This window comes from Rhizobium sp. CB3090, assembly GCF_029714285.1.
Taxonomy (GTDB): domain Bacteria; phylum Pseudomonadota; class Alphaproteobacteria; order Rhizobiales; family Rhizobiaceae; genus Rhizobium.
In genome coordinates, this window is the sequence record NZ_CP121662.1 from 69258 (window position 1) to 93939 (window position 24682).

The following is a 24682-nucleotide window of genomic DNA, read 5'->3' on the forward strand; positions in this document are numbered from 1 at the left end:
TTAAGGGACGATCAGCGTGCCGGCGCCGTGTTCGGTGAAGATTTCGAGCAGCACGGAATGCGCGGTCTTGCCGTTGAGGATGACGACGCCCTGAACACCCGCCTTGATGGCGTCGATGCAGGTCTCGACCTTCGGGATCATGCCGCCGGAAATCGTGCCGTCGGCAATCAGCGCGTGGGCCTGCGCGACGGAGAGCTCCTTGATCAACTGTCCCTGCTTGTCGAGCACGCCCGGAACGTCCGTGAGGAAGAGCAGGCGGGTGGCGCTGAGCGCACCGGCGATGGCGCCGGCGAAGGTGTCGGCATTGATGTTATAGGTGGCGCCGTCACGGCCAGGCGCGACCGGCGCGATGACCGGGATCATTTCCGACTTTGCCAAGAGGTCGAGCAGCGTGCGATCGACTTCGACCACCTCGCCGACGAAGCCGAGATCGAGCACGCGCTCGATGTTGGAATCCGGATCCTTGATGGTCTTGTGCGCCTTCTCGGCGAAGACCATGTTGCCGTCCTTGCCGCAAAGGCCGATCGCCCATTCGCCGGTCTGGTTGATCAGCGCGACGATTTCCTTGTTGATCGAACCGGCGAGTACCATTTCGACGATCTCGACGGTCTTGGCGTCGGTCACACGCAGGCCGCCTTCGAATTTCGATTCGATGCCCATCTTCGTCAGCATGGAGCCGATCTGCGGGCCGCCGCCATGAACGACGATCGGGTTGACGCCCGATTGTTTGAGAAGCGCGATATCGGCCGCAAAAGCCTTGCCGAGCTCGGCATTGCCCATGGCATGGCCACCGTATTTCACCACGATGGTCTTGTTTTCATAGCGCTGCATGTAGGGCAGGGCCTGCGCCAGCAGGCTGGCCTGGAGTTCGCTTTGGGATTCGGACATGGGGCACCCCGTAGAATTGTTCGCGGCCTTTTATCTCAAGTTTTTGACAGAGGGAATAATGATGACGGGATTAGTTTTTCCTGCGTCATATCGCGCGTCCCGCGCGGTCTCATCCTTTGAATGAGCCTGTCGTCCTTTGAGTGAGCTTGTCGCCGGATAGTTTTCGCTTAAGTTAATATGAAGAAGCTGCGATCGGGGGCGGATGGCGAGCGAGGAGATAGAGGCGCTTATCGGGCGGGTCGCGATGCGCGACCAGAAAGCTTTTGCCGTGCTCTACAAAAAGACCAGTCCGAAACCCTATGCCGTCTGCCAGCCTATCCTCGGCAACAGGACGGATGCCGAGGAGAGTTTGCAGGAAATCTTCGTGAAAATCTGGCAGCGGGCCGAGCGTTTTGTCGCCTTGGAAGGGTCGGCGATGCCGTGGCTGACCACGATCGCGCGCAATCGATCAATCGATGTTGTCCGCGCCCGAAAACCTGTCGCAGATGAAATTGATACGGCCTATGATCTTGCCGATACCGAACCTGGCCCCGAAGAGCGGGCAATGGTGAAGGGAGAGGGAAGGCGGATTGACAGGTGCATGGAAGAGTTGGAAGCTGATCGAGCCCAGGCCGTTCGCAGCGCCTATGTGGATGGCTTGAGCTACCAGGAACTCGCCGAACAATATGCGGTGCCTTTGAATACAATGCGTACCTGGCTGCGCCGAAGCCTGATTAGACTGAGAGAGTGCATGGACAGATGAGTACGCCCGATCAAAGCAAGGGAGGCCGCTCCCGAGATGAAGTCCTGGCCGGAGAATATGTGCTCGGCGTACTGTCCTTGGAGGACCGACAGAAGGTAGAGCGGCGCATGCGCAGCGATCGGCAGTTCGCCGCCATCGTCAGCCGTTGGGAGCAGAATCTTTCGGGCTTCAACGACGATTACGATGTGATCGCACCGGCGACCTCGGTATTTCCCAAGATCGAGAGGCGCATTTTCGGAGAAGGCGCTTTTGGCGCCCATCTCTGGAATTCGCTGCTGCTCTGGCGGTCCGTCGCCTTCGGCTCGTTGTTTATCGCCGCCGGTGTCCTGGTTTTCACGGTGACCAACAATGTCTCGAAACCGACACCGGGCAGGCAGCTCACCGCATCGCTTGCAGGACAGAACAGCGCCATCAATTTGCTGGCTGATTATGATGCCGCAAGCGGGCGATTGAAGGTGACGCCGGTCGCCGCCGGCCAGCCTCAGGAAAAATCATTGGAACTCTGGCTGATCCGTGGCAGCGAGCCGGCCGAAGCGCTCGGCGTCTTGCCGCAGACCGGCGAGGGCGAGATCGTTCTGCCGCAGGAAGTCCACAGCAAGCTGACGGAAGGCGCGATCATCGCCGTCAGCGTCGAACCTTTCGGCGGTTCGCCGACGGGCAAGCCCACGGGCGATGTCATCGCCTCCGGCACGATCCATCTGCCCTGAAAACATCTTTTCGGAAAAAAGAACTGCTGCGGCCTCTTGCAGTCAGATGGCAATGCCGACGGTGAGACCGATCGCCTGACGCAGCTCCTGCAACCCCTCGCTCTTTTCCGAGGAGGTAGCGAGAATGCCGGGATAGGCGGCGGGGCGCTTGCGGATCTTTTCGGCCGTATCGGCAATCAGTTTCGGCAGACCAGCAGGCTTGATCTTGTCGGTCTTGGTCAGCACGATCTGGTAGGAAACGGCTGCCTTGTCGAGCAGCGACAGAACCTCGTCGTCGTTTTTCTTGATGCCGTGGCGGCTGTCGATCAGCACATAGACACGCTTCAGTGTCGACCTTCCGCGCAGATAGTCGAAAACCAGCTTCGTCCAGGCATCCACCTGTTCCTTCGGCGCTTCGGCATAGCCGTAGCCAGGCATATCCACCAAGGCCATCGGCGGCAGGTCGGTGCCTTCGCCGGAAAAGCCGTCGGGAACGAAATAGTTGAGTTCCTGTGTGCGGCCCGGCGTGTTCGAGGTGCGCGCCAAACCTTTCTGGCCGACCAGCGCATTGATCAGCGACGACTTGCCGACGTTCGAGCGTCCGGCAAAAGCCACTTCCAAAGGTCCCTCCGGCGGCAGGAACTTCATCGACGGCACACCGCGGATGAAGATCCACGGGCGCCCGAAAAGCGGCTTATCGTCTTTTGTCGTCTGTTCTGCCATAGGCTCGCGGTCTTCCGGTTCAATTGGCTGACTGGCTTCGGGGTTTTACCTGCGAAAGTCAAGTTTTGATCGCCAACGACTTCAAAAGTCGGCCGCGGCCTAAGGCGGTCTTCAGGACGGAATCAGCGATCTTTTTGCCACGTCGATGACGGTTTGGGTCAGTAGCGCAAGCCGGTCTGCGGCGAGGCGGCTGATCTGCCAGTAGAGGGTGACATCCAACGGCGTGTCCGGCACCAATTCGATCAACCGCCCGGCCCGAAGATGGTCTTGAACGAGATGAACCGGGTTCATTCCCCATCCCATCCCTCGCAAGCTTGCTTCCACGAAACCCTGTGTGGAGGGCAGCCAGTGTGTTGGCACGTTGCTGTCAATTCCTCCGAACACACGTTGGAGCCAATCGATTTGAAGGCGATCCTTCTGACTGAAGATCAATGAAGGTGCTGAGGCTATGGCATCCGGCGTCACGCCGTCCGGAAAGTACCGCCGAACAAAGTCGGGGCTCGCCGTTGCATGGTAGCGCATGGCGCCCAAGGAATACCGGCGGCATCCGGAAATCGGTTGCTCCATGCTGGTGACGGCAGCAATGACCCTTCCGCGCTGAAGCCATTCCGCCGTGTAATCCTGATCGTCAACCGAAACGTTGAGAAGATAGTCGGACGTTTTGGCGAAGCGAGCCGCTGCTTCCAGAAACCAGGTTCCAAGACTATCGGCATTCGTCGCGACCTGAAGCGTGACCCGCTGCTGAAGTTTTCCACGCTCGCCGAGAGAGGGGAGATGTTCGAGCAATTCGCTTTCCAGAATGCCGACGTTTTCCATGTGCCGGCAAAGCCAGTCGCCTTGTTCCGTGGCGATGCAGGGCGTTCCTCTGATGACAAGTGCGGTGCCGACCCGCTCTTCAAGTTGCTTGATCCGTTGAGAAACGGCCGAGGGCGTGACGTTCAGTACCGCTGCCGCTTTTTCGAAGCTGCCGGTTTGAACGACGGCGAAGAGAACGCGAAGAGCCGGATAGTCGATCATGAATAAGCTATGCTTAATTGGTGTTAGCAAGTTTAAGTACCCTAAATCGACGCTCCGGTCTATGGAGCCGAGAGGTTTCAGGCGGACGATTTGGGCATGGCCTTTTCGACATATTTTACCGGAATGACGATGGGGCTCAGTCTCATTGTCGCGATCGGCGCGCAGAATGCGTTCATTCTTCGCCAAGGTCTGCGCCACGAATATGTCTTCGCGGTCTGCCTTGCTTGCGCCCTGTCGGACGCCATTCTCATCGTCATAGGGGTCACAAGTTTAAAGCAGGTCGTCGAGGTGCTGCCGTGGCTCGATCCTGCCATGCGTTATGGCGGAACGGCATTCCTCGTCTGGTATGGGGCCAAAAGCCTGTTATCGGCGATACGATCCACGGGCGCTCTGTCGGTGACGAACAGCAGTTCGGCGAGCTTCCGCAGGACCATGGCCATGTGCCTCGCGCTGACCTGGCTCAATCCTCACGTCTATCTCGACACCATCGTGCTTCTCGGGACGGTCGCGACACGCTTTCCTGGGCATCAGGCGGCGTTTGCCGCAGGGGCTATGACGGGCTCGCTCCTGTTCTTCTTTTCACTGGGATACGGCGCGACCCGACTTAAACCTATCTTTTCACGGCCAGCCTCCTGGCGCATTCTCGAGGCCATCATCGCCTGCATCATGTGGCTGATCGCTTTCAAACTTCTCGGCGGAATGTGACCTCGCCGGGGTGAACAGGAATGCTATGCGGTGGGTATGAAAGCTCTTATTTCGTGGTGTTGGAAGGAAACTGGGTATGGCGCTTTTTCACGGTCTTTCGGCTTTTCCGATCACGCCAACCGACGAGCACGGCGTCATCGATACCGCTGCGCTGGCCAGGCTTTTGACACGCATCGCCGCAGCGAAGGCTGACTCGATCGGCCTGCTCGGGAGCACGGGCGGGTACATGTTTCTGTCTCGCGATCAACGACGTCGCGCCGTCGATGCGGCGATGTCGGCTGTCGGAGGAAAGATACCGGTCATCGTTGGTGTCGGGGCGATGCGTACGGATGAGGCTCAAGCCTTGGCACGCGATGCCATGCAGGCAGGAGCGGATGCGCTCCTCCTCGCACCGGTTTCATACACGCCGCTCACCGATGATGAGGTCTATGAACACTTCGCAGCCGTCGCCGACGCCGGTCAGCTTCCCTTGTGCATCTACAATAATCCCGGCACCACGAAGTTCACATTCAGCAACAAGCTGATCGCCAGGCTGGCAAAGGTCGCGAACATCGAGGCCGTGAAGATGCCATTGCCATCCGGCGGGGATCTCAGGTCAGAGCTTGAGAGCCTGAGATCGGAAACGCAATCCGGCTTCGCGATAGGCTATAGCGGCGATTGGGGCGCTGCCGACGCTCTGTTGGCAGGAGCAGACGCCTGGTACAGCGTCGTTGCCGGGCTTTTGCCCGCCGAAGCGCTCGCTTTGACGAGAGCGGCACAAAGCGGTGATATCGAGAAGGCGCGAACCATCAACGGAGCATTCGAGCCGCTGTGGTCGCTGTTCAAGGAATTCGGCAGCTTCCGCGTCATGTTCGCGATTGCAGACGCCCTCGATCTTGGCAGGTTCGAGCCGCCTCGTCCCGTTCTCAGGCTCACGGCGTCAGCACGGCAGCGCGTTACAGAGGCGTTGAATATGCTGGGTTCGGTGTCGGGCCTATAGTTCTAACAATCAACCCATCAGCCTCTTCGATGCCGGAATCTCGTTGATGCACTTACCGCCGAACAAAGAAAAGCCCCGCCGGAGCGGGGCTTGGAGGGTCATTTCGAGGGCGCCGGTTTTCGTTTGAAGAGGCCCTTGAGATTGTCGAAGAGTTCCACCTTCACACCATGGCGCTTCATGATGATCGACTGCTGGATGACCGACAGCGTGTTGTTCCAGGCCCAGTAGATCACGAGGCCCGCCGGGAAGCTGGAGAGCATGAACATGAACACCAGCGGCATCCAGTTGAAGATCATCGCCTGGGTCGGATCCGGCGGCGTCGGGTTCATGCGCATCTGCAGGAACATGGTGACGCCCATGATCAGCGGCCAGACGCCAAGATGCAGGATGGCCGGAGCGGCAAACGGCAACAGGCCGAACAGGTTGACGATCGAGGTCGGATCCGGAGCGGAAAGATCCTGGATCCAGCCGAAGAACGGGGCGTGGCGCATCTCGATGGTGATATAGATCACCTTGTAGAGCGAAAAGAAGATCGGAATCTGCAGCAGCACCGGCCAGCAGCCCGCGATCGGGTTGATCTTCTCTTCCTTGTAGAGCTGCATCGTCGCCTGCTGCAGGCCCATGCGATCGTCGCCGAACTTGGCCTTCAACTCTTCCATTTTCGGCTGCATGCGCTTCATGTTTGCCATCGAGGCATATTGCTTGCTGGCGAGCGGGAAGAACAACGCCTTGACGACGATGGTCGTGCAGAGGATGGCGACGCCGAAATTGCCGAAGAAATGGAAGAAGAAATCCATCAGCTTGAACATCGGCTTGGTGATGAAATAGAACCAGCCCCAGTCGATCAGGCGGTCGAAGCGCGGGATCGAATAGCTCGTCTCGTAGCGATCGATGACCGGCACTTCCTTGGCGCCGGCGAAGACCAGGCTCTTAAGCTCCTGCGACTGGCCGGGCGCGATGGTGACGGCGTCTTGCTTATAGTCGGCCTGGTAGCGCGGCTGGCCATCGGTAAAATGCGAGAAATGGGCGTCGTAGGCCGTCGACTGCGGCGGCACGATCGTCGCGGCCCAGTACTTGTCCGTGATGCCGAGCCAGCCGCCGGTTGCCTTCGCCGGATTGACGGCTTCCTTTTCGGCGGCGGTATATTTGGTCTCGATCAGGCCGTCGTCGCCGATGACGCCGATGAAGCCTTCATGCAGGACATAGGCCGTCGGCGTGGTCGGCTTGTTATAACGGGTCACCCGGCCATAGCTCGACAGCGACACGGGCGCCTGACCTGCATTGGCGATCTTGTCGGTGATCGTGAACATGTAATGATCGTCGACGGAAATGGTGCGGGTAAAGGTGATGCCCTTGTCGTTCGTGTAGGAGAGCGTCACCGGCGTCTTCTCGGTCAGCTTGTCGCCGCTCGCAAGGGTCCAGACGGTGGATGGGCCGGGAACCGCCCCGGTCGCATCGCTGCCGATATAACCGAGCTCAGTGAAATAGCCGTCCTTGGTGTCGGCCGGGCTGAAGAGCGTGATGATCGGGCTGCTCTTGTCGACCGTCTCGTGATAGGTCTTGAGCTGCAGATCGTCGAGGCGGGCGCCTTCCAGGTTGATGGAACCGGCAAGCGCGGGCGTGTCGATGACGACGCGCGAGGACGACGTTTTGGCAACCGATTGAGCGCGGTCGAGTGTCGTCGGTGCGGTCTGGCCGTTTGCCGGCAGCGAGCCGTTTACGGCGGTGCCTGCGGCAGTGGTCTGCGTCTGCGTTTGCGTCGTCTGAGCCTGCTGCGTCTGCTGCTGCAGCTTGGCGGCCTGTTCGGCCTGGCGCTGCGCTTCGAGGCGCGGGTTCATGTAGAAAAACTGCCAGGCGAGGACGATCAGCACAGACAGGGCAATTGCTATGAAGTAATTGCGGTTATTTTCCATCATACTTTCCTGGAGCGGTCCGTTTCCGGCCGCCGGTGTTTCGGCCTGGTTTCGATGCGGCTGACGAGCTCGCCCGTCAATTTCTCGAAAGATGCGGTCAGCACATCGCGCCGCGCGACAACCACATAGTCGTGTCCGGGCTGCATTGCAAATCCCGCATGAAGTCGCACGGCTTCTTTCAGCCTGCGCCGCATGCGGTTTCGTTCCACCGCGTTGCCATGTTTTTTGGTGACGGTAAAACCAACGCGAGGTTCGGCGTCGGGAAGCTTGCGGTCCAGCACTTCGATGAGGAAGAGGCTTCCCCTACGTTTTTCGCCTTCACGGACTGCAAGAAACTGCGGCCGGCTTTTCAGCCGCCCGACAGTCTTTTTGGGTCGTTCATTCGTCAATTCGCCCGCCATCTTATCGGGCATTCCGGCCCTTAGGCCGAAAGACGCTTGCGGCCGCGGTTACGGCGAGCGGCAAGAACCGCGCGGCCGCCCTTGGTAGCCATGCGCGCACGGAAACCGTGACGACGCTTGCGGACAAGCTTGGATGGTTGATAGGTACGCTTCATTTATTTAAACACCGCGGAGTGCGGCCCTTCTTGAGCTTTGCTTTAAAAGCAAGGAGCGTTGTTGATTATGGCGAACGGGCTTGGCCGGCAAATGCAGGCTCCATAGACCGGACGTGCGCGGGCTTATACGGATCAAGGCCCCGGAAGTCAATTATACCGGCGCAGATTCCTGGAACCCGGCTTTTCCTGCCAAAAATGCTTTGCGCAGCCGACGCGTCCCGGTGATGCAACCGCAGGCAGGCGGCTTACATACTAAGCCTCGCTTTTTATAATATTAGATACAGTCATTTTATAGTGTTAGATGCAGTCATTGCTGCAAACTCGCCAGATGATAGAAAGTGTTTCGGAAATTTATATTCGAAATATCCGCAAGATAACTTTAATGATTTTGGTCGATATCTAACAATGTGCAGGGAAACCCGGGCCTTTTGGGGGCCTCCGCATGTGGAGGGGCATGTCGTTGAAGATTCGTGGTAAAATCAATCTGCTTGTATCCGTGATGGCTGGTGCCGCGCTTTTGATCGGCGCAACAGCTCTTTACGCGGTCAATCAATATGACCGGCAGCTCCAGGCCTACGAGCTCGCATCGAGCCGTGCCTATATGGGCGAGCGCCTGAACCGCTATGTCACTGCGGTCGTGATGGAATCGCGCGGTATCTATGCGGCCAATTCCAGCAAGGACGCCAAGGGCTTCGCCGATGGATTGATGAAAGACCTTGACGAGATCGACAAGGTGCTTGCCGCCTGGTCGCCTTTGGTCCCCGAGGAGCAGAAAGCCGAATTCGCCAAATTGCAGGATGGCGCCCGGGAATTCCGTACATTCCGCACCGAGACCGTTCGGCTGGGCCTGACGGACAGTCCGGAAGCTGCCAACAAGCAGGGCAACAACGACGCTAATCGGGCCAATCGCAAGGCATTCCAGGCCGAGATCGATGCGGTCGTTCAGACCGATAAGGCGGCGCTTGCCGATGTCGATGCCGAAGTCACGGAATTCCGACAAACGGTCCTGTGGGCCGTGCTTGGCATGATGATGGCAGGAATCGGCGCCGGTGCCGGCCTCGGCATGTATATCGGCACTGCGCACCTGAGCCGGCCGATCCGCAAGGTGACCGAGACCATCAAGCAGGTGGCCGACGGAAATTTCGATATCGAGATCCCCTTTGCCGGACGCGCCGACGAAATCGGCGAGATGGCTGCCGCCGTCGATATTTTCAAGCAGAACGGCAATGCCGTGCGCCGCATGAATGCCGAGGAAACGGCAATGCGCGCCAAGAGCGACGATCTGCAATCCAGCATGTCGCTCGTCGTTTCCGCCGCTGCCGCCGGCGATTTCAGCCGCCGCATCGAAAAGGATTACGGCGACGTCAACCTCAATCGCTTTGCCGGCAACATCAACGAACTCCTGACGAGCGTCGACACCGGTGTCGGCGAGGTCCGTCGCGTCCTTGCAAGCCTTGCCGAAGGCGATCTGACCCAGACCATGCATGGCGAGTTCCACGGCGCCTTCGCCGAACTGCAGCAGAACGTCAACAGCACCTTTGCGACCCTTAAGAGCACCATGCGCGAAGTGCGCGAGACGACTGGCTCCATCAATACCAATACCAACGAACTGCGCGCCGCCAGCGATGACCTCTCGAAGCGCACCGAACAGCAGGCCGCCGCCCTGGAAGAGACCTCGGCGGCGCTCGACCAGATCACCGCCGTCGTGCAAAGCTCGACCGAGCGGGCGCAGGAGGCGAGTGTCATGGTGACGGAAGCCAAGGAGAACGCCGCTCATTCCGGCACTGTGGTTCGCAACGCTGTCGATGCCATGGGCCGCATCGAACAGGCATCCGGAGAGATCAGCCAGATCATCGGCGTCATCGACGAGATTGCCTTCCAGACCAATCTGCTGGCGTTGAATGCCGGCGTGGAGGCCGCCCGTGCCGGCGAGGCAGGCAAGGGCTTCGCCGTCGTCGCCCAGGAAGTGCGTGAACTGGCGCAGCGCTCCGCTACCGCTGCAAAGGACATCAAGGCGCTGATCAGCAAGTCCGGTGATGAGGTGCAGGTCGGCGTCAAGCTGGTGCAGGCAACCGGCGAGGCGCTGGCGGCGATCGAGGCGCGGGTTTTGAAGATCAACGATCATATCCATTCGATCGCGACAGCCGCCCGCGAACAGTCGACCGGTCTGACCGAGGTGAATAAGGCCGTTAACCAGATGGACGAGGTGACGCAGCGCAACGCCGCAATGGTCGAAGAAACCTCAGCCGCCACCCATCGCCTCTCGACCGAGGCCGATGGCCTCGTCCGCCTTGTCACCCGCTTCAAGGTCGATAGCGGCGCTGCCCCAGCACCTGTATCTGCACGCACCGAAACGCATCGTCCCGTTGCATCGCCGGCACGCCGCATGATGGGCAAGGTCGCGAGTGCCTTTACGGGCGGCGGTGCAGCGGCTCCGGCAGCGCAGGGTTGGGAAGAATTCTGATCCCGCCTGGGCTCAGACGGAAAGGCGCGCCGGCGCGCCTTTCCCGCCTTTGACATGAGCTGACAGCGGGGCTGTCACAGATGCGATTGGAAAAACTGTCACAATCTCTTATTATCTGCTTCGATATGTCGTCATCAGATCGCTTTGAAATAAAGCGGGACAGCCGAAATGGATAGTGAGCAGGACAGAAACGCCGGCGAAGGCGGCAAGGCCGAGGCTCGGAGTCGCTCTCGTTTCTACCGTCCCACCGGCATTTTCGGCGGCCTTTCCGGCAAGCTTCTGATGCTCACCGTCATTTTCATCCTGCTTGCCGAAGTGCTGATCTTCGTTCCCTCCGTTGCCAATATGCGTTTGCGCTGGCTGGAGGATAGGCTGAACACGGCTGCCGCCGCCGCCATCGTCATCGATGGTCTGCAGCCGGTCGAATTGCCCCGCGCGCTCCAGAAGGAGACGCTGATGGCAACCGGCACACGCGCCATCGTACTGCGCAAGGATGGAGCTTCGCGGCTGTTGGCGACCGCCGAGATGCCGTCTTCCGTCGATGAGCAATATGATTTGAGCGACGTCTCCCTGCCGACCGCGATGCGCGATGCCCTGGATACGCTGCTATTCGGCGGCAACCGCGTCATCCGCGTCTTCGGCCCCGTCGGCGGCGACGCCAGCACCGGCATCGAAGTGGTGTTGAAGGATACAAGGCTGCGCAACGCCATGCTCGCCTATTCCGGCAGCGTCCTTTTCGTTTCGATCCTGATTTCGCTGTTCACAGCGACCCTGATCTTCTTCGCCATCAATCGCATGATGATCCGCCCGATCCGCCGGCTGACCGACAGCATGCAGACCTTTTCGGATGATCCGGAAGACCCCGGCCGCGTTCTGGTGGCGGACGGGGGCCGCGATGAACTGGCGGTGGCCGGCCGCCATCTTGCTTCCATGCAGTCGCAGTTGCAAAAGACGTTGAAACAGCAGAAGAACCTCGCCGCTCTCGGTCTCGCCGTGTCGAAGATCAACCACGACATGCGCAACATCCTGTCGGCTGCGCAACTGATGTCCGACCGCCTGGTCGACGTCGACGACCCGATGGTCAAGCGCTTTGCACCAAAGCTCCTGCGCACCATCGACCGCGCCGTCGGCTATACGACCGAGGTGCTGTCCTTCGGCCAGACCTCCGAATCCGCCCCGCGCCGCCGCCGTGTGCACCTTCTCGAACTCATCGACGAGGTGCGCGATATCCTGGCGATCGATCCCGATAGCGGCATCGACTTCGTTGCGCAGATGAGTCCGGATCTGGAAGTCGACGCCGACAGCGAGCAACTGTTTCGAATCATCCACAATCTCTGCCGCAACGCCCACCAGGCCCTGGTCGCCTTCGCCGAGACTGCGCCCGACAGCATCCGCCGCATCACGGTATCGGCGCGCCGCATCGGCAGCGTCGTCAGCATCACCGTCGACGATACCGGTCCAGGCATGCCGCAAAAGGCGCGGGAAAATCTTTTCACCGCCTTTCGCGGCTCCGCCCGCTCCGGCGGCACTGGCCTGGGGCTGGCAATCGCCCGCGAACTGGTGCTCGCCCATGGCGGTACCATCGCGCTGGTAGAAAAACCCGTCGCCGGCACGCAGTTCCGCATCGAAATCCCCGACCGCCCCGTCTCGCTCGACGACTACCGCAGCCGCAGCCTCCACGAAAACTGAGTGTTTTCAGCCCCTTCGCGAGATCGCTTGCGAAAATCGCGATCTTTTTCACAAATCCACTTGCATTCCCCGAAAGGACCCTTTAGAGAACCGCCCACGCCAACGGTTTCTTCCGTTTCGGCCACGCACCCGTAGCTCAGCTGGATAGAGCACCAGACTACGAATCTGGGGGTCAGGAGTTCGAATCTCTTCGGGTGCGCCATTTTTCATCACTCCAAAGCAATGATGGTCACAACGAACCTACCCGGGTTCGCCGAACCAACGCGCGGCAGCCTGAATAGCTTCCTCAAGAATGGGGGCGGTGTCGGCAGCCCAAGCGACGAAGCCATCGGGGCGTACCAATACAGCGCTCAAGCCCAGCCGATCCTTGACGTCACTTGCGACATAAGCGATCCGCCCGCTCCAGCGGCGCGCAAGTCCATGAAGCGGTGCGCGAACGTCAAAGTCTAAAAGTAGGCCCCTTCCTGTCCTGAGAAGATCGCCAATCTTCGTACCGTCGACCAATTCGAAGTCGGGAACGCTGCGGCCCACGAGCGGTTGGCTGCTGCCAAGATCATAGCGGAGGGAAACGCCCCACGCACGTTCGGCGAAATAGGTCGCGCCATCGCGCGTTCCAATCAGCTCGCGGAGGATGGCTTCGAGCGCGCGCGAGCTCCGACTTGGCCGCATGATCGCGACCTGCGCGCGCGACCAGTCGAGTATCTGCGCTCCGACCGGATGTCGCTCGCTCGTATAGGTATCGAGCAGATCGACCGGCGCATCGCCGCGAAGGGTGGCGGCCAGCTTCCAGCCGAGATTCATTGCATCACCGAGCCCCAGATTGAGGCCCTGGCCGCCCAGCGGGGAGTGCACGTGTGCGGCGTCGCCGGCAAGCAGCACTCGCCCGTTGCGATAAGACACCGCTTGGTACGCGCGATCCGTCCAAGTCGTGGCGAGCCGGAGAGCCGCCAACGTAACGTCCGTGCCAGAGACGCTGCGTAACACTGCTTGTGTATGGTCGAGGGTGATTGGCTGGGTCCGGTGGAACGCGCCGCCGTCGAAGTCGACCATCGCGATCGTCCCAGGCCGCGCATAGGTGTACATGCCCGTGGAGGTGTAGCTGCGGCCCACGCGGAGGCTGTCCGGATCGGCCATCTCGACTTCGATCGAATAGCCAGTGAATTCGGGATCAGTGCCGACGAAATCGAAGCCGCCGGCCTTGCGCACCGCGCTGCGCCCGCCATCGCAACCGACGAGCCAGCGACAGCGAAAAGCCTCGCCGCCGGCACGGATGGTCACCTCGTCATCCGACTTGTCGAACGTCTCGACGCCGAGGCCGCGCCTGATCTCGGCCCCTGTGGCGGTTGCGCGAGCGGTCAGGACGGCTTCGAGGGTCTCCATGTCGACCGCCATGTTGACGCCGGCCGGACTTGGCAGGCGATACGGCCACTTGGAGCTATCGATTTTGTCGTGGAAGAATTGGATACCGGCGAAATGGCCGGCCGGGCGGCGCGGCTGCTGCAGCCAGTGCGCGGCGGCCGCGGTGCTGCCCGAGGCATCGTTTGCACGCTGCGCCGCGGCGATGTCGTCCAGCAATCCGCGACGGTAAAGGGCTTCGAGAGTGGGCGCGGAGAGGCCGCGCATTCCGAACGGAAATTGCTTCAAGGGTGAGCGCGGGTCTTCGGCTTGCTCCAGCACCAGCACCGAGAGATCGGCAAGGCGCAACTCGCAGGCGAGAAACAGGCCGACGGGACCAGCTCCAGCTATCAAGACGTCATAAAGAGCTAAGGGACGGTTGGGCATGAACGAACTCCTGTGTCGATAATGTTCGACCGGAGCGTTCCTCAGCTTTGAGAACCACACGGACGAACGATGGGGCGCTGGCGTAGCACCCGATGTTCGTCGTGGGGGTCTCATGCGCGAGGCCAAAGACCAGAGCTTTCGTTACCAAAAGGACTTGGGCTTACCAAACCAAGTCTGCCTTTTCCGACGTCGGGTAAATAGCGGTGTTGCGATTGATCTGCAAGGGTTCGGCGTTACCGCAGGCTGTGGCCGATCACATAAACCCCGGATTTCGGGGCAGATACTGCATCCAATCGCCATAGCCGGGCGATGCCATCAGCAGCATTGGAAAGGTGATTCGCATGCCTTGCTTGAGCGCAAGGCTGAGGACGCCGTCGCACGTGCCCGGCAGAAACGCCGATACGTTCTCGGCAGAACGCTCTGACGCCAGTCTCAGCGCGGTCGCAAAGGCATCCTTGAGAATGTCAGGCTCCATGACCGCGAGAGGCCCGATGTGGCCATTGGGGCCGACATAGCTGTAGCCGACGCAGTCGCTGCCGGCGTAAAGCAGCACCCCTGTCGTTGCCGGGTCATCGAGCAGGTAGCGGTGATGCTTTTCACGCGTGGCGCCTATGGCGCACAAGTCGATCTCGGCAAGCTTTCCCATGGTCGCGGCGTTGCCGTCGATCGCGATGGCGCGTAACGGCGGCTCGGGCAACGTCTGCATCACCATTTTGCGCGCGGCACTGAAAAGATAAATCGGCATCTTGGGAAAGAGGCCATGCCGCATGTAGAGGCCCTGGGAGACACGATTGAAGGTGAACGTAATAAGTGCCTTGTGAGCTGCACCTGATTTCCGGGCGTGCTCCATGGTTCGCGCCAATAGCTCATTCCCGATGCCCTGGCCTTGCCGGGCGGGATCGACGAACAACTGGGCGAGGAACCAGACATCCCCGCAAACCCAACTCCAGGCAAAGCCGAGAATCGCTCCGTCGTCCTCGGCAATCCATAGGCCGCCAGGGTCGTCCTTGAGCGAAAAGAGCTGAAAGCTGGGAGGGCTCGCTGTCGCCATCGGGCCGAAGCCATGCCGAACGGTAAGATCGTTGATGGCGGCAACCACCAGAGCATCGGTTGCAGCCAAATCGTCTGCTTGAGCGGGTCTGTAAACAAGCGACATTGGATAACTCCGGCAAAGGTTCCGAAACAGCGTGCGAGCTGCCGCCGCAATTATACCAATTCGGATGATCGTGGTCTCAGGTACCGCCATCCCGTGAGGCATCTCGCAATGCCGTGGGAGGTATCAGCCGGCCCCTCCGCCACTATTTCAGAAAGAGGCGCAACGGCGCTGTCATTTTCCTGAAGCCGGAACGCAGCATGTCGTGCTTGGTCTTCGGATGCTTGTCGGCAAACATTCCGAGGATCGATGTCTTCAGCTTGTCGCGCCATGCGGATTTTCCAGGCGCCGTCGGTTTCAGGCCGCAGCGCCGCAACAGATAGTTCATCTGGTAGACGGTCGCCTGCCGGTCGCAATCGCGCACGCAGAAATGAATGCCGAGAGCGATCGAATAGATATCGCCGTTCTTGAATGCATGCGGCGCTTTCGACGGGTGATGGACGCCGGTCCCCTGGTTCAAGGCGTAGACCGTCGCCTTGCTTTGTTTTTCGACGGTATATTTGGCGGCGTTGAGATCGCCGATGTAATATTTTTCGATTTCCTTGTCGGACAGGACGGAACGATCGTTTGCGTCCCATATGTTGGCGGTCCGGTTGCCGTGAATCTGGAACAGGAATGTTGCCTCATGGTCGATGTGATAGGGCGTTACGGCATTGGGCGAGGCGAGGAATATATAGGCATCTTCCCAGGTGACTTCGTCCCGCGAGCAGCCGGTATCGGCAAGGATTTCGGTCATGAGCTGATCGAGCAGTGCGCGATATTCGGGATCGCGCTGAACGCTGTAGAGCAGCACCCACGATCCTGATTCCGCCAGATTGGAGATCGCTTCGTTGACGCTCTCCACCTTGTCGTTCAGCGGCACGGCCCAGCCGGCATCTAGCGGTGCTCCACCCGCCTGCCAGCGCACGCTTCTCGTGCTTGTGTCCGCAAGCAGCGATTTCGCAAGTTCGGCGAGGCGCGGAAGCGAGAATAGCCGATGTCCAACCAAGTTGTGACTGAATTGAAACGACCTCTTATTGAAGTCGTCTCTGAAAGCATTCGGTCCCACCGCGATACTTTGCGTATCCAGGGAGGCTGGCTTGGTCACGGTGGCTGTAAGCATGATCGGAATCCCCCAGTTGATAGAGACGTTGGAAATCTCACGAAACTGTGATTGCCGTTCACATTTTTGTCATCTAATCCAATGGTGGAGAGACATCCTACGATTGGATCAACATACTCCCAAAAGGGGTGTAGCTGTACGCCGGCACAATCAATTCGATTTTGCTAAACAATATCAGGAAGATGGTCGGACAGGGTGGTTCCGTCGACGTGGCGAGCAGATCGGGTTGCTCTCTCCCGACGCCGCTGCCATCCGCTGGCGTGCTGGATCGTGCTGATGGAGAGGACAAGCTTCACCCGAGTTTGTCCTGAAGAAGCTTAGGTGCTCGTCTTCTCGGACGCAGACACACCCGAACTCTCCGCACTTGTGTCGGAAGCGACCGACGGCCAGGTGATGTAGTAATACTGCGAGCCGACCTGGCCGAAATAGGCCTCGTTGCCTGTGGTCTTGTCGACGAAACTGCCGTCGGAATTCTTGACGAAGGTTCCGTCGGAACCGCGTTCGAGGTGAGCCTTCAGGAAGTCGTTCCAATCGCTGGTGGGGATCGTGTCGCCGGTCTTGCTGGTCGTGCCCTGTTCGGTGTCGGCATCGACATCCCATGCCTGGATCGAAACGCCCTTGGTGGGATCGGAAACTGTCAATGTACCGTTGTCGAGCGCGTCGAGCATGGCCTGGGCCTGGCCTCCCTTGCCCTCGCTTTTGACCGCGTCCTGCAGGTTCTGTTTCAGGAGATCCATGAACGAGCTGCTGGTCATGTCCGGATCGGATTGCGATGTGCTGGAACTGTCGGTTTGATTTGCCGACAGGCCGTTCAGCATGCTGGTGAGCGATGCCTGCGACTGCGACGGCAGGCTCGAAAGATCGCTGCTGCTGCTATCGCCCAGCAGGGGCGCGCTGCTCGAATCCTGCGAAGCGTCTGGGCTCTGCAGCAACTGCAGTGCCATTTGCGATGAGAGCAATCGGGTCGTGGTCAATGCGGAGACCATAGGTCGTTCCTTCCCAATATGGCAGCCATCACGCCGGAAGCCGCCTTTGACGGTCGATCGACGCGCGCCTGCTGGGGCGGCGCATCGCAGATGCCGTCGACTGTAGGAAGATGGACTTACCCGGGGCTTGTGCGATGGTCTCAGCGCGGCGGCTGGGGACCTTCGCCGTGATGCATCTTCAGCGGTATTTCCGGCAGGAACAGCAGCGCGATCAGCGCCAGCCCCACGATGACGGTTCCGGTGGCGAAGGTCATGGCGATGGCGTGGCGGTAAAGTGCTATTGCCGCGGCATGCTCTTCCGGCGACGCAGCGGCAAGTTGCTTGAGGCCGCCTTCGGTCAGCGACGACAGGTCGAGGCTGCCGGACGAGCCCGTCGCCTGCCGCACGCGATAGGCCAGGATCGCCCCGGAACCGGTGACGCCGATCAGGCCGCCGAGCGAACGGAAGAAGGCGAGCGTTGCCGTGCCGACGCCGCGATGCGCAAGGGGCAGGGCATTCTGCACCGCGACCGTCATGGTTGGCATCACCAGCCCGAGCCCCAGGCCGAGCGCGAAGATCGGCGGCTCGATGATCGCGAACCCCTTGCTGATCGCTATAGCCCAGGCGAGCGTGGCAAAGGCGGCCGTCGCAAGGCCGAGGCCGCAAAGCTGAGCCGGCTTGTAGCGACCGGACCGCTGCAGCAGCACCCGGCCGTTGAACATGGATGAGATGACGAAGCCGATCATCAGCGGTCCCGTCAGGAAGCCGGAATGCGAGGGTGTGACGCCCATTACCATCTGAAAGAACAGCGGGAAGAACAGCGTCGCGCCAAGCATGCCCATGAAGGTCAGGGCCAGCACGAGGCAGGCGATGACGAACAGTCGGTTGCGGAAGAGATCGGGTGGCAATACCGGCTCGGGCTCATGCCTGATGTGGAGGACGAAGAAAATTCCGAGCACAAGCGCCGCGCCGGAAAGGCCGAGAATTTGCGGCGAGTTCCAGGCCCATTCATTGCCGCCGAGCGCGAGCGCCAGCAGGAAGCTGGTGGTGCAACCGGTCAGTAGCACGGCGCCGAGATAATCGATGCGGCGGCTGCGTACCTGATGTCGCCGCTTCAAGGCGCGGCCGATCATGATGAGTGCCACCGCGCCGATCGGCAGGTTGACGTAGAAGATCCAGTGCCAGGAGAGCAGATCGGTAATGACGCCGCCGAAGATCGGGCCGATGACGCTGCAGACGGCGAAGACGGCAGCGATCGAGCCTTGATTGCGGCCGCGCCTCGCCGGCGGCACCAGATCGCCGATGATGATTTGCGCGAGCGGCAGCAGCCCGCCGGCGCCGAGGCCCTGAATGGCGCGGAAGATGATGAGCTGCAGCAGCGTTTGCGCCATGCCGCTGAGCGCCGAGCCGAGAAGGAAAATCAGGATCGCCGCATAGATCATCGGCTTGCGGCCGTACTGATCGCTGAGCTTGCCGTAGAGCGGCATGGTGCTGGTCGAGGCCAGAACATAAGCGCTAACCACCCACGATAGATGCGTGACGCCCCCGAGATCGCTGACGATGCGCGGCAGGGCGGTTGCGACAATGCTCTGGTCGATGGCCCCGAGGCCGAGCACGATCATCAGGCCAAGGATGACGGCACGAATTTCGCGGCGGTCGGGCGCGTCGTCTTCGCTCGCCGCCGGCTGCAGAGCGGCCGGTCGAACTTGTGATGTCATTGTCCGATGTCTCCGAGCGGGCCGATGGCGGCGCGAATGGCCGCGCGTGCCTCGGGTGACAATTTGGCGAGTTCGAAGGCGAGCCAATCGGTCCGCCTCTGCTTTATGCCTTGAATCAGAGCCCGCCCCTTGTCCGTGGCGATCAGGCCGCTGCGTCGCCGGTCCTCCGGATCGGGAGCGGAGCGGGCAACGAGCCCCCCGCGTTCCATCGCCTTGATGTGCCCCGATATGGTCGGGCCACGCAGGTTCTCCAGCCGTGCCAGCTCCGCAACCCCCATGCCCGGCTGCTGGAGGATGGCGACGAGAAGAAGCGCCTGCAGCGGCGAGATGCCGGGCGCATCGTTTTCACGTCGCAATTGCCGATAAAGGCGATGCAGGGCGGGACGCAATGCCTCGGCGAGCGCTATCGCCTCTTCAAGTTCCTGACGATGTTCGGTTTCACCCATGGCGATCCAAAAAAGATAGATAGGCTTCCTATCTATCTTCATAAACCACGCTTCCCACTTGCACAAGCGGTCGAATCCTCCGGAACTTTTTTCAATCTGTGCGCGTTCCTCAAGCTCCCTGGGATTTGAGAGGAGATTGACCGTGAGCCGATTTTTGACGGCGGTGAGCGCCACTACCCTGAGTGCCCTGCTCGCCGTTTCATCCATCGATCCGGCCGCCGCCGGGCCGATACAGCCCATGACGCAGCCGCAGCTCTTGCAGACGACCGGCCAGGCCAATGGCGTGACCGAGGTGCAATATCGCTACCGCCATCGCCCATACTACCGCCCGTATTATCGCCATTATCGCCCCGGCCCCCGCCCTGGCTACTGGCGCGGTTATCATGGTTATCGCTATGCGCGCCCGGGCTATCGCCGCTACAGCGACGGCTGGTGGTATCCTGCAGCAGCCTTCGCGGCGGGTGCGATCATCGGTGGTGCCATCGCGCGCCCGGCCTATGGAAGCGCGCATGTCCGCTGGTGCGCCAACCGGTATCGGTCGTATCGCGTTTCCGACAACACCTACCAGCCGACCAACGGTCCGCGCCGGCAGTGCGTCGGGCCGTGATGTTGCTTTTTGCAAAGCTCTCTCCGCTTGAGGGCGGGGAGGGCGTCGATTAAGCCGTAACAGGCACCGGCATTCTCAGTCCGGTCACACCGGCGGTCCCTTCAATTCACAAAGCCATCCAGACCGTACATGAAGCCTCCTTCGGCCTCGGGAGGTGTCGCAGCGAGAAGCGTCGGCAAGGTGCGGCCGGCCTGCGAGGGAATGTCTTTCGCGGTCCAATTCAGCACGATGATCTTCAAGGGAATGGTTTCAATATTTGTATTCGGTTTATTATTGCATTAAATGCAAAAATACAACAATTTAAAAAATGCATTGCCCTGAGATCGCAATTGTGGTTTGCGTATCGGCAATATTGGCCGCGCTATTGCCTGCGGTGCCTTCGAATTGCCACGCTGCTCGGACCTTGATCGCGTCGTATTCGGTATTTCCGTTGAAGATTGGATCCGGGATGACGACAAAGACGACATGCGCTGAATTCGTGCAGTTCTTCCGCTCCTGGGTCAGCGATCCCATGCGTGTCGCAGCGATCGCGCCGTCCGGCGAGCGGTTGGCTCGTCTGATGACGCAGGAGATTGAGGCGCTCGACGGTCCGATCCTCGAACTCGGCCCCGGCACCGGTGTCTTCACGCGCGCGCTGAAGGAGCGCGGCGTTCCGGAAAGTGACTTGACGTTGATCGAGTTCGGCGAAGAATTTGCCGCTCGATTGCGCGGCCGCTTTCCCGAGGCGCGTGTGGTGCAAATGGATGCGGCGCAGCTCGCCCAATGCGGCCTGTTTGCCGATGCGCCTTTCGGCGCCGTCGTCAGCGGCCTGCCATTGCTCTCCATGTCTCCCGACAAGATCGCCGCGATCGTCGGCGGCGCCTTTGCGACAATGAGGTCCGGCGGCGCTTTCTATCAGTTCACCTACGGCCCGCGCTGCCCGGTGTCACGGTCGATTCTCAATCGTCTCGGCCTGAAAGCGGAGCGCATCGGCGGCACGATGCGCAACATTCCGCCGGCCGGCGTCTACCGGATATCGCGCAGAAAACCGTTGGAGATATCGATCGATCGCTCCAGATATCATGACAGGAAAGAGGATGCCGGGATCGCAGCCTACGCTGCCGAAACCGGCGCGGCCGATGTGAACCGGCGGGAAGCGGGCGCATAGCGGGGGCAGTTCATGGCGGATGCGAAAGAGATCGACGGCGAGGTGAAGGAAGGCCGGCGCGAACGCAAGCGCCGTCAGACGCGAGAGCGCATCGAATCGGTGGCACTCTCTCTGTTCCTCGAACGCGGCTTCGACGGGACGACGATCGAGGATATCACCGAGGCCGCCGATGTCTCCAAGCGTAGCTTCTTCGATTATTTCCCAAGTAAGGAAGAGGTAGTTTTCGCCTGGCAGGACAGTTTTTCCGACGAGCTGGCCGATGCCATCGCTGCGCAGCCCAAAGATGCGTCGATCGCCGAGGTCATTGAGGGTGCTCTGACGTCAGCACTGCTTGCGGCGTCGTCAGATCCGCAGCACCTCGCTATAGCCGTCTTGATCCGCGACACGCCGGCGCTTTGCGCCCGCAACCAGTTGAAATATGCCAAACTCGAAGAGAAGCTGACGGAAGCACTCTACGCCCGCTCCGGCAGCGGCGCCGAAGAGGAGCGGTTTCGCCTGCGTCTGTTGTCGGCAATTGTCGTCAGCACGCTGCGCATCGGTGGCGAGCGCTGGAATGAAGGCCGGGGGGAGCTGTCACTGCAGGATTTCGCCCGTCACGTGTTCGAAGAGCTCTGGGCCGCGCTCGCCGATATCGGAACGCTGTTGCGGCAACGCAATCCCAATCGCTGATTTCACGTCAAGGCGCCCGCCGTTTGCGGAGGTTCGACCTGCCGCCGATGGCGTAGGAAGTCGATCAACACCCGAAGCTTTGCCGGCACGCGACGGCGGTCGGCATAGTAGAGCGTCAGGCCGGCAAGCGCCGGGCTCCAGTCGGACAGGATACGCACCAGCCGCCCGTCGTCGAGAAACCGGTCGATATAGCCATTGATCATATAAGCGATGCCGATGCCGTCCAGTGCTGCCTGCGTCAGCGCAGCGGAATCGTTGAGGATCAGCCGGCCGTTGACGGCAAGTTCGATCTTCTCGCCGTTTTTTTCGAATTCCCAGCGCTCGACCTGCCCGTTGGAGGAATGGCGAAAGCCGATGCAATTGTGGTTGAGCAGATCGTGCGGATGTTTCGGCATGCCGTATCGGCCGAGATAGCTGGGCGCGGCAATGATATGGGCTGATATCGCCGGCCCGATCTTTACTGCCACCATGTCGCGCTGCACCAGATCACCGAAGCGGATGCCGGCGTCGAACCCTTGGCCGACGATATCGACCAAGGAACCCTCGATGCGCACCTCCAGCTCGATTTCCGGATAGGCATCGAGGAAATCGCGCAGGATCGGTTGGAGCGCAATCATATAGCCGGCGCGTGCCACATTGATGCGCAGCAGTCCGGCGGGCCTGTCTACCGACTCGCCAAGCTCTTGGGCGGCCGCCGTCAGATCGTGCACGGCGGGCACGACGCGTTCGAGATAGCGCAGACCCGCCTCAGTCAAGCTAACGCTTCGTGTGGTGCGATTGAAGAGCGCGAGCCGCATCCGGCCTTCCAGTTTGCTGATCGACTGGCTCACCGCCGAGGGTGATACGCCGAGCCGCACGGCTGCCGCTGAAAAGCTCTTTTCCTCCGCGACGATGACGAAGGTCACCAACCCGTCCAACACGTCCTGACGCATAAGCGCTCTCCGAACGATTTTAATTTTGTCTGAGATTAATCAGTTTTTCTAAAAGGGACATCTCCGATTGATGAGAGTATCGAAAATGTCGCTTTGACCTATCTTCTCCTCGTCCAACAAGGCGACACGTCTGCGATAAGATCGCCTGCGAACGCAGCGGCAAACAGCCCGGCGATCCGAAGAAGGTGGCACAAGTTATGCTGCAGCTCATTGCCTCGGAAAACCCGCCGACCCATCTTCTGTTAGGTCGCGACACCTTTAGTCTCGTTCGCGAAAAGCTCGGTCTGCTGAAGACCGAGTTCGACGCCTGGGAACAAGTCTCGGCTTCTACGGATTTCGAATAACCTCAACCAGACTATAGGGACGAAAACCATGTCAGATTTAAACGCAGCCAAGTCCGGTAAATTCAAGATCGGCGGGGACCTTACCGTCAATCGCCTCGGTTTCGGCGCCATGCGCATCACTGGCTCGGGCATCTGGGGCGAGCCTGCGGATCACGCCGAATCCGTCCGTACGCTCAAGCGCCTGCCGGAGCTTGGTATCAACTTCATCGATACGGCCGATTCCTATGGCCCCGATGTTTCCGAACGTCTGATCAAGGAGGCACTGCACCCCTATTATGATGACAAGCTTGTTGTCGCCACCAAGGGAGGTTTGACCCGCACCGGTCCCGACGTCTGGGTTCCTCTGGGCCGCCCGGAATATCTGATCCAGCAGGCGCATAAGAGCCTGCGCAATCTCGGCGTAGAACAGATCGATCTCTGGCAGCTTCATCGCATCGATCCCAAGGTGCCGGCCGCCGAACAATTCGGTGCCGTCAAATCGTTGCTCGATGCCAAGATCATCCGCCACGCAGGCCTCAGTGAAGTCTCGATCGCCGACATCGAGGCCGCCTCGAAGCATTTCAAGGTGGCGACGGTCCAGAACCGCTACAACCTTGTCGACCGCACCAGTGAGGACGTGCTCGATTATTGCGCCAAGCACAATATCGGCTTCATCCCCTGGTATCCGCTCGCTGCCGGCGACCTCGCCAAGGATGGTTCGTTACTGGACATCATCGCCAAGAAGCATGGCGCTGCTCCGAGCCAGATCGCGCTCGCCTGGGTCCTGAAACGCAGCCCCGTCATGCTGCCGATCCCCGGCACCAGTAAGGTCAAGCATCTGGAAGAAAACACGGCGGCGGTGAACATCACGCTGTCCGATGAGGAGTTCTCAGCGCTGGATGCTGAGGGCAAGAGGGCGTTTGCGGCTGCTTGACGAGCGTCTTGGACAAATAAAGACTGAATGGGCGGTCGCTGATGAAGCGGCCGCTTTTTTATGGTTTGCGCGTCCTTCCGATAACCGCGACAAACGCCTTGAACTCAGCCTGTCGGTTCGCCAGAGCGTGCTGTGAAAGGCTAGATCACGACGATGTGAATCTTCTGCCTTGGCATTTTGCGGCTGGAAAATAGGCGCAAAAATGCTTTGACTGAGCGTGCTATGCGGCTTTTCCGGTATATCCGGATAAAAGCCTTGCGTTGAGCGCATTGCTGCATTGCGAAAGCCGATCTGTTAATGCCTGCGCGGCGGTTATATCTACTCCCTCGAAGGCAGCGCACTCCTCCTCCCAGCGCTCCTTCATAGATTGGCAACACTCCTCCTCCTCCCAGTTGCCAATCCGGATCAAGAGCCCGATGCATCCTCCTCCCGCATCGGGCTCTTTTTATTTCTCCAGTTCCCAAGATTCCCGTCGACAGTTTCCTCCAACCCACCGTTGCGCGTTTGCCTCGCTCCGATGAATTAGCACTACATCACGTTGC

26 protein-coding genes and 1 tRNA gene are annotated in these 24682 nt (G+C 60.0%); 13 read left to right on the forward strand and 14 right to left on the reverse strand.

The genetic code is table 11. The features are described 5' to 3' along the window. Positions 1-888 (reverse strand): acetylglutamate kinase, encoded by an 888-nt coding sequence (gene argB, locus QA646_RS00350; protein ID WP_028751062.1) that lies wholly within the window; start codon positions 886-888, stop codon positions 1-3. Between the two features lie 202 nt (positions 889-1090). On the opposite strand from argB, the gene QA646_RS00355 reads away from it, so the two are divergent. Further along, the gene (locus QA646_RS00355; protein ID WP_283056953.1) at positions 1091-1630 is read left to right on the forward strand and encodes a sigma-70 family RNA polymerase sigma factor; all 540 of its coding nucleotides are present in this window, start codon (positions 1091-1093) and stop codon (positions 1628-1630) included. Then, entirely contained in the window at positions 1627-2337 is a 711-nt protein-coding gene (locus QA646_RS00360; RefSeq protein WP_283056954.1) for an anti-sigma factor, read from the forward strand. The genes QA646_RS00355 and QA646_RS00360 overlap by 4 nt, the downstream gene beginning before the upstream one ends. 42 nt (positions 2338-2379) lie before the next feature. On the opposite strand, the gene yihA is transcribed toward QA646_RS00360, so the two are convergent. Together yihA and QA646_RS00370 are read right to left on the reverse strand one after the other, a co-directional pair. Continuing rightward, entirely contained in the window at positions 2380-3039 is a 660-nt protein-coding gene (gene yihA, locus QA646_RS00365; RefSeq protein ID WP_283056955.1) for a ribosome biogenesis GTP-binding protein YihA/YsxC, read from the reverse strand. 111 nt (positions 3040-3150) lie between these two features. Next, entirely contained in the window at positions 3151-4056 is a 906-nt protein-coding gene (locus QA646_RS00370) for a LysR family transcriptional regulator ArgP (protein ID WP_283058925.1), read from the reverse strand. 96 nt (positions 4057-4152) lie between these two features. Here QA646_RS00370 and QA646_RS00375 point away from each other — a divergent pair, with 96 nt between their 5' ends. Then, entirely contained in the window at positions 4153-4761 is a 609-nt protein-coding gene (locus QA646_RS00375) for a LysE/ArgO family amino acid transporter (RefSeq protein WP_283056956.1), read from the forward strand. Positions 4762-4837: 76 nt separating this feature from the next. After that, on the forward strand, positions 4838-5740 hold the full coding sequence (locus QA646_RS00380) for a dihydrodipicolinate synthase family protein (RefSeq protein WP_283056958.1): 903 nt from the start codon (positions 4838-4840) through the stop codon (positions 5738-5740). A 98-nt stretch (positions 5741-5838) separates the two neighbouring features. Here the strand turns inward: QA646_RS00380 and yidC are convergent, their stop codons facing one another. The 3 genes from yidC to rpmH are packed head-to-tail and all read right to left on the reverse strand — an operon-like array spanning position 5839 to position 8209. After that, complete coding sequence (yidC, locus tag QA646_RS00385) at positions 5839-7653, reverse strand: membrane protein insertase YidC (RefSeq protein WP_283056959.1); 1815 nt, start codon at positions 7651-7653, stop codon at positions 5839-5841. Continuing rightward, positions 7653-8054, reverse strand: coding sequence for a ribonuclease P protein component (gene rnpA, locus QA646_RS00390; RefSeq protein WP_283056960.1), 402 nt, complete (start codon positions 8052-8054; stop codon positions 7653-7655). The genes yidC and rnpA overlap by 1 nt, the downstream gene beginning before the upstream one ends. Positions 8055-8074: 20 nt before the next feature. Then, positions 8075-8209, reverse strand: coding sequence for a 50S ribosomal protein L34 (rpmH, locus tag QA646_RS00395; protein WP_283056961.1), 135 nt, complete (start codon positions 8207-8209; stop codon positions 8075-8077). A gap of 454 nt (positions 8210-8663) precedes the next feature. Between rpmH and QA646_RS00400 the strand changes: the two genes are divergently transcribed. The 3 genes from QA646_RS00400 to QA646_RS00410 all read left to right on the forward strand — a co-directional run bounded on the left by QA646_RS00400 (position 8664) and on the right by QA646_RS00410 (position 12564). Beyond that, positions 8664-10673 carry a methyl-accepting chemotaxis protein gene (locus QA646_RS00400; protein WP_283056962.1) on the forward strand — a complete coding sequence of 670 codons (2010 nt, stop codon included), beginning with the start codon at positions 8664-8666 and terminating at the stop codon, positions 10671-10673. Between the two features lie 168 nt (positions 10674-10841). Beyond that, the gene (locus QA646_RS00405; RefSeq protein ID WP_283056964.1) at positions 10842-12362 is read left to right on the forward strand and encodes a HAMP domain-containing sensor histidine kinase; all 1521 of its coding nucleotides are present in this window, start codon (positions 10842-10844) and stop codon (positions 12360-12362) included. 125 nt (positions 12363-12487) lie between these two features. Continuing rightward, positions 12488-12564 (forward strand) — tRNA-Arg (locus QA646_RS00410). 38 nt (positions 12565-12602) lie between these two features. On the opposite strand, the gene QA646_RS00415 is transcribed toward QA646_RS00410, so the two are convergent. The 6 genes from QA646_RS00415 to QA646_RS00440 form a co-directional block, all read right to left on the reverse strand. Beyond that, positions 12603-14144: an FAD-dependent monooxygenase gene (locus QA646_RS00415; protein ID WP_283056966.1), complete on the reverse strand. Its 1542-nt coding sequence runs from the start codon at positions 14142-14144 to the stop codon at positions 12603-12605. Positions 14145-14397: 253 nt separating this feature from the next. After that, positions 14398-15300, reverse strand: coding sequence for a GNAT family N-acetyltransferase (locus tag QA646_RS00420; protein WP_283056967.1), 903 nt, complete (start codon positions 15298-15300; stop codon positions 14398-14400). A 142-nt stretch (positions 15301-15442) separates the two neighbouring features. Beyond that, entirely contained in the window at positions 15443-16399 is a 957-nt protein-coding gene (locus tag QA646_RS00425) for a hypothetical protein (protein WP_283056969.1), read from the reverse strand. A gap of 317 nt (positions 16400-16716) precedes the next feature. Further along, entirely contained in the window at positions 16717-17385 is a 669-nt protein-coding gene (locus QA646_RS00430) for a hypothetical protein (RefSeq protein ID WP_283056970.1), read from the reverse strand. A 140-nt stretch (positions 17386-17525) separates the two neighbouring features. After that, the gene (locus tag QA646_RS00435) at positions 17526-19082 is read right to left on the reverse strand and encodes an MDR family MFS transporter (protein WP_283056971.1); all 1557 of its coding nucleotides are present in this window, start codon (positions 19080-19082) and stop codon (positions 17526-17528) included. Beyond that, positions 19079-19570 (reverse strand): MarR family transcriptional regulator, encoded by a 492-nt coding sequence (locus QA646_RS00440; RefSeq protein ID WP_283056972.1) that lies wholly within the window; start codon positions 19568-19570, stop codon positions 19079-19081. Before QA646_RS00440 ends, QA646_RS00435 begins: the two co-directional genes overlap by 4 nt. 100 nt (positions 19571-19670) lie before the next feature. Here QA646_RS00440 and QA646_RS00445 point away from each other — a divergent pair, with 100 nt between their 5' ends. Continuing rightward, entirely contained in the window at positions 19671-20135 is a 465-nt protein-coding gene (locus tag QA646_RS00445; protein ID WP_283056973.1) for a BA14K family protein, read from the forward strand. A 101-nt stretch (positions 20136-20236) separates the two neighbouring features. Here QA646_RS00445 and QA646_RS00450 read toward each other — a convergent pair whose 3' ends face one another. Then, positions 20237-20362, reverse strand: coding sequence for a hypothetical protein (locus QA646_RS00450; protein ID WP_283056974.1), 126 nt, complete (start codon positions 20360-20362; stop codon positions 20237-20239). Positions 20363-20583: 221 nt separating this feature from the next. Here QA646_RS00450 and QA646_RS00455 point away from each other — a divergent pair, with 221 nt between their 5' ends. Both QA646_RS00455 and QA646_RS00460 read left to right on the forward strand, forming a co-directional pair. Continuing rightward, the gene (locus QA646_RS00455; RefSeq protein WP_283056976.1) at positions 20584-21282 is read left to right on the forward strand and encodes a methyltransferase domain-containing protein; all 699 of its coding nucleotides are present in this window, start codon (positions 20584-20586) and stop codon (positions 21280-21282) included. Between the two features lie 12 nt (positions 21283-21294). Next, complete coding sequence (locus QA646_RS00460; RefSeq protein WP_283056977.1) at positions 21295-21951, forward strand: TetR family transcriptional regulator; 657 nt, start codon at positions 21295-21297, stop codon at positions 21949-21951. A gap of 2 nt (positions 21952-21953) precedes the next feature. On the opposite strand, the gene QA646_RS00465 is transcribed toward QA646_RS00460, so the two are convergent. Then, entirely contained in the window at positions 21954-22883 is a 930-nt protein-coding gene (locus QA646_RS00465; protein WP_283056978.1) for a LysR family transcriptional regulator, read from the reverse strand. 197 nt (positions 22884-23080) lie between these two features. Between QA646_RS00465 and QA646_RS00470 the strand changes: the two genes are divergently transcribed. From QA646_RS00470 to QA646_RS00480, 3 genes are read left to right on the forward strand one after another with little or no spacing between them, the layout of a single operon-like run. Further along, positions 23081-23227 (forward strand): hypothetical protein, encoded by a 147-nt coding sequence (locus tag QA646_RS00470; protein ID WP_283056980.1) that lies wholly within the window; start codon positions 23081-23083, stop codon positions 23225-23227. 28 nt (positions 23228-23255) lie between these two features. Further along, on the forward strand, positions 23256-24140 hold the full coding sequence (locus QA646_RS00475) for an aldo/keto reductase (RefSeq protein WP_283056981.1): 885 nt from the start codon (positions 23256-23258) through the stop codon (positions 24138-24140). Beyond that, positions 24127-24276, forward strand: coding sequence for a hypothetical protein (locus tag QA646_RS00480; RefSeq protein WP_283056982.1), 150 nt, complete (start codon positions 24127-24129; stop codon positions 24274-24276). Before QA646_RS00475 ends, QA646_RS00480 begins: the two co-directional genes overlap by 14 nt. Positions 24277-24682: the final 406 nt, after the last annotated feature.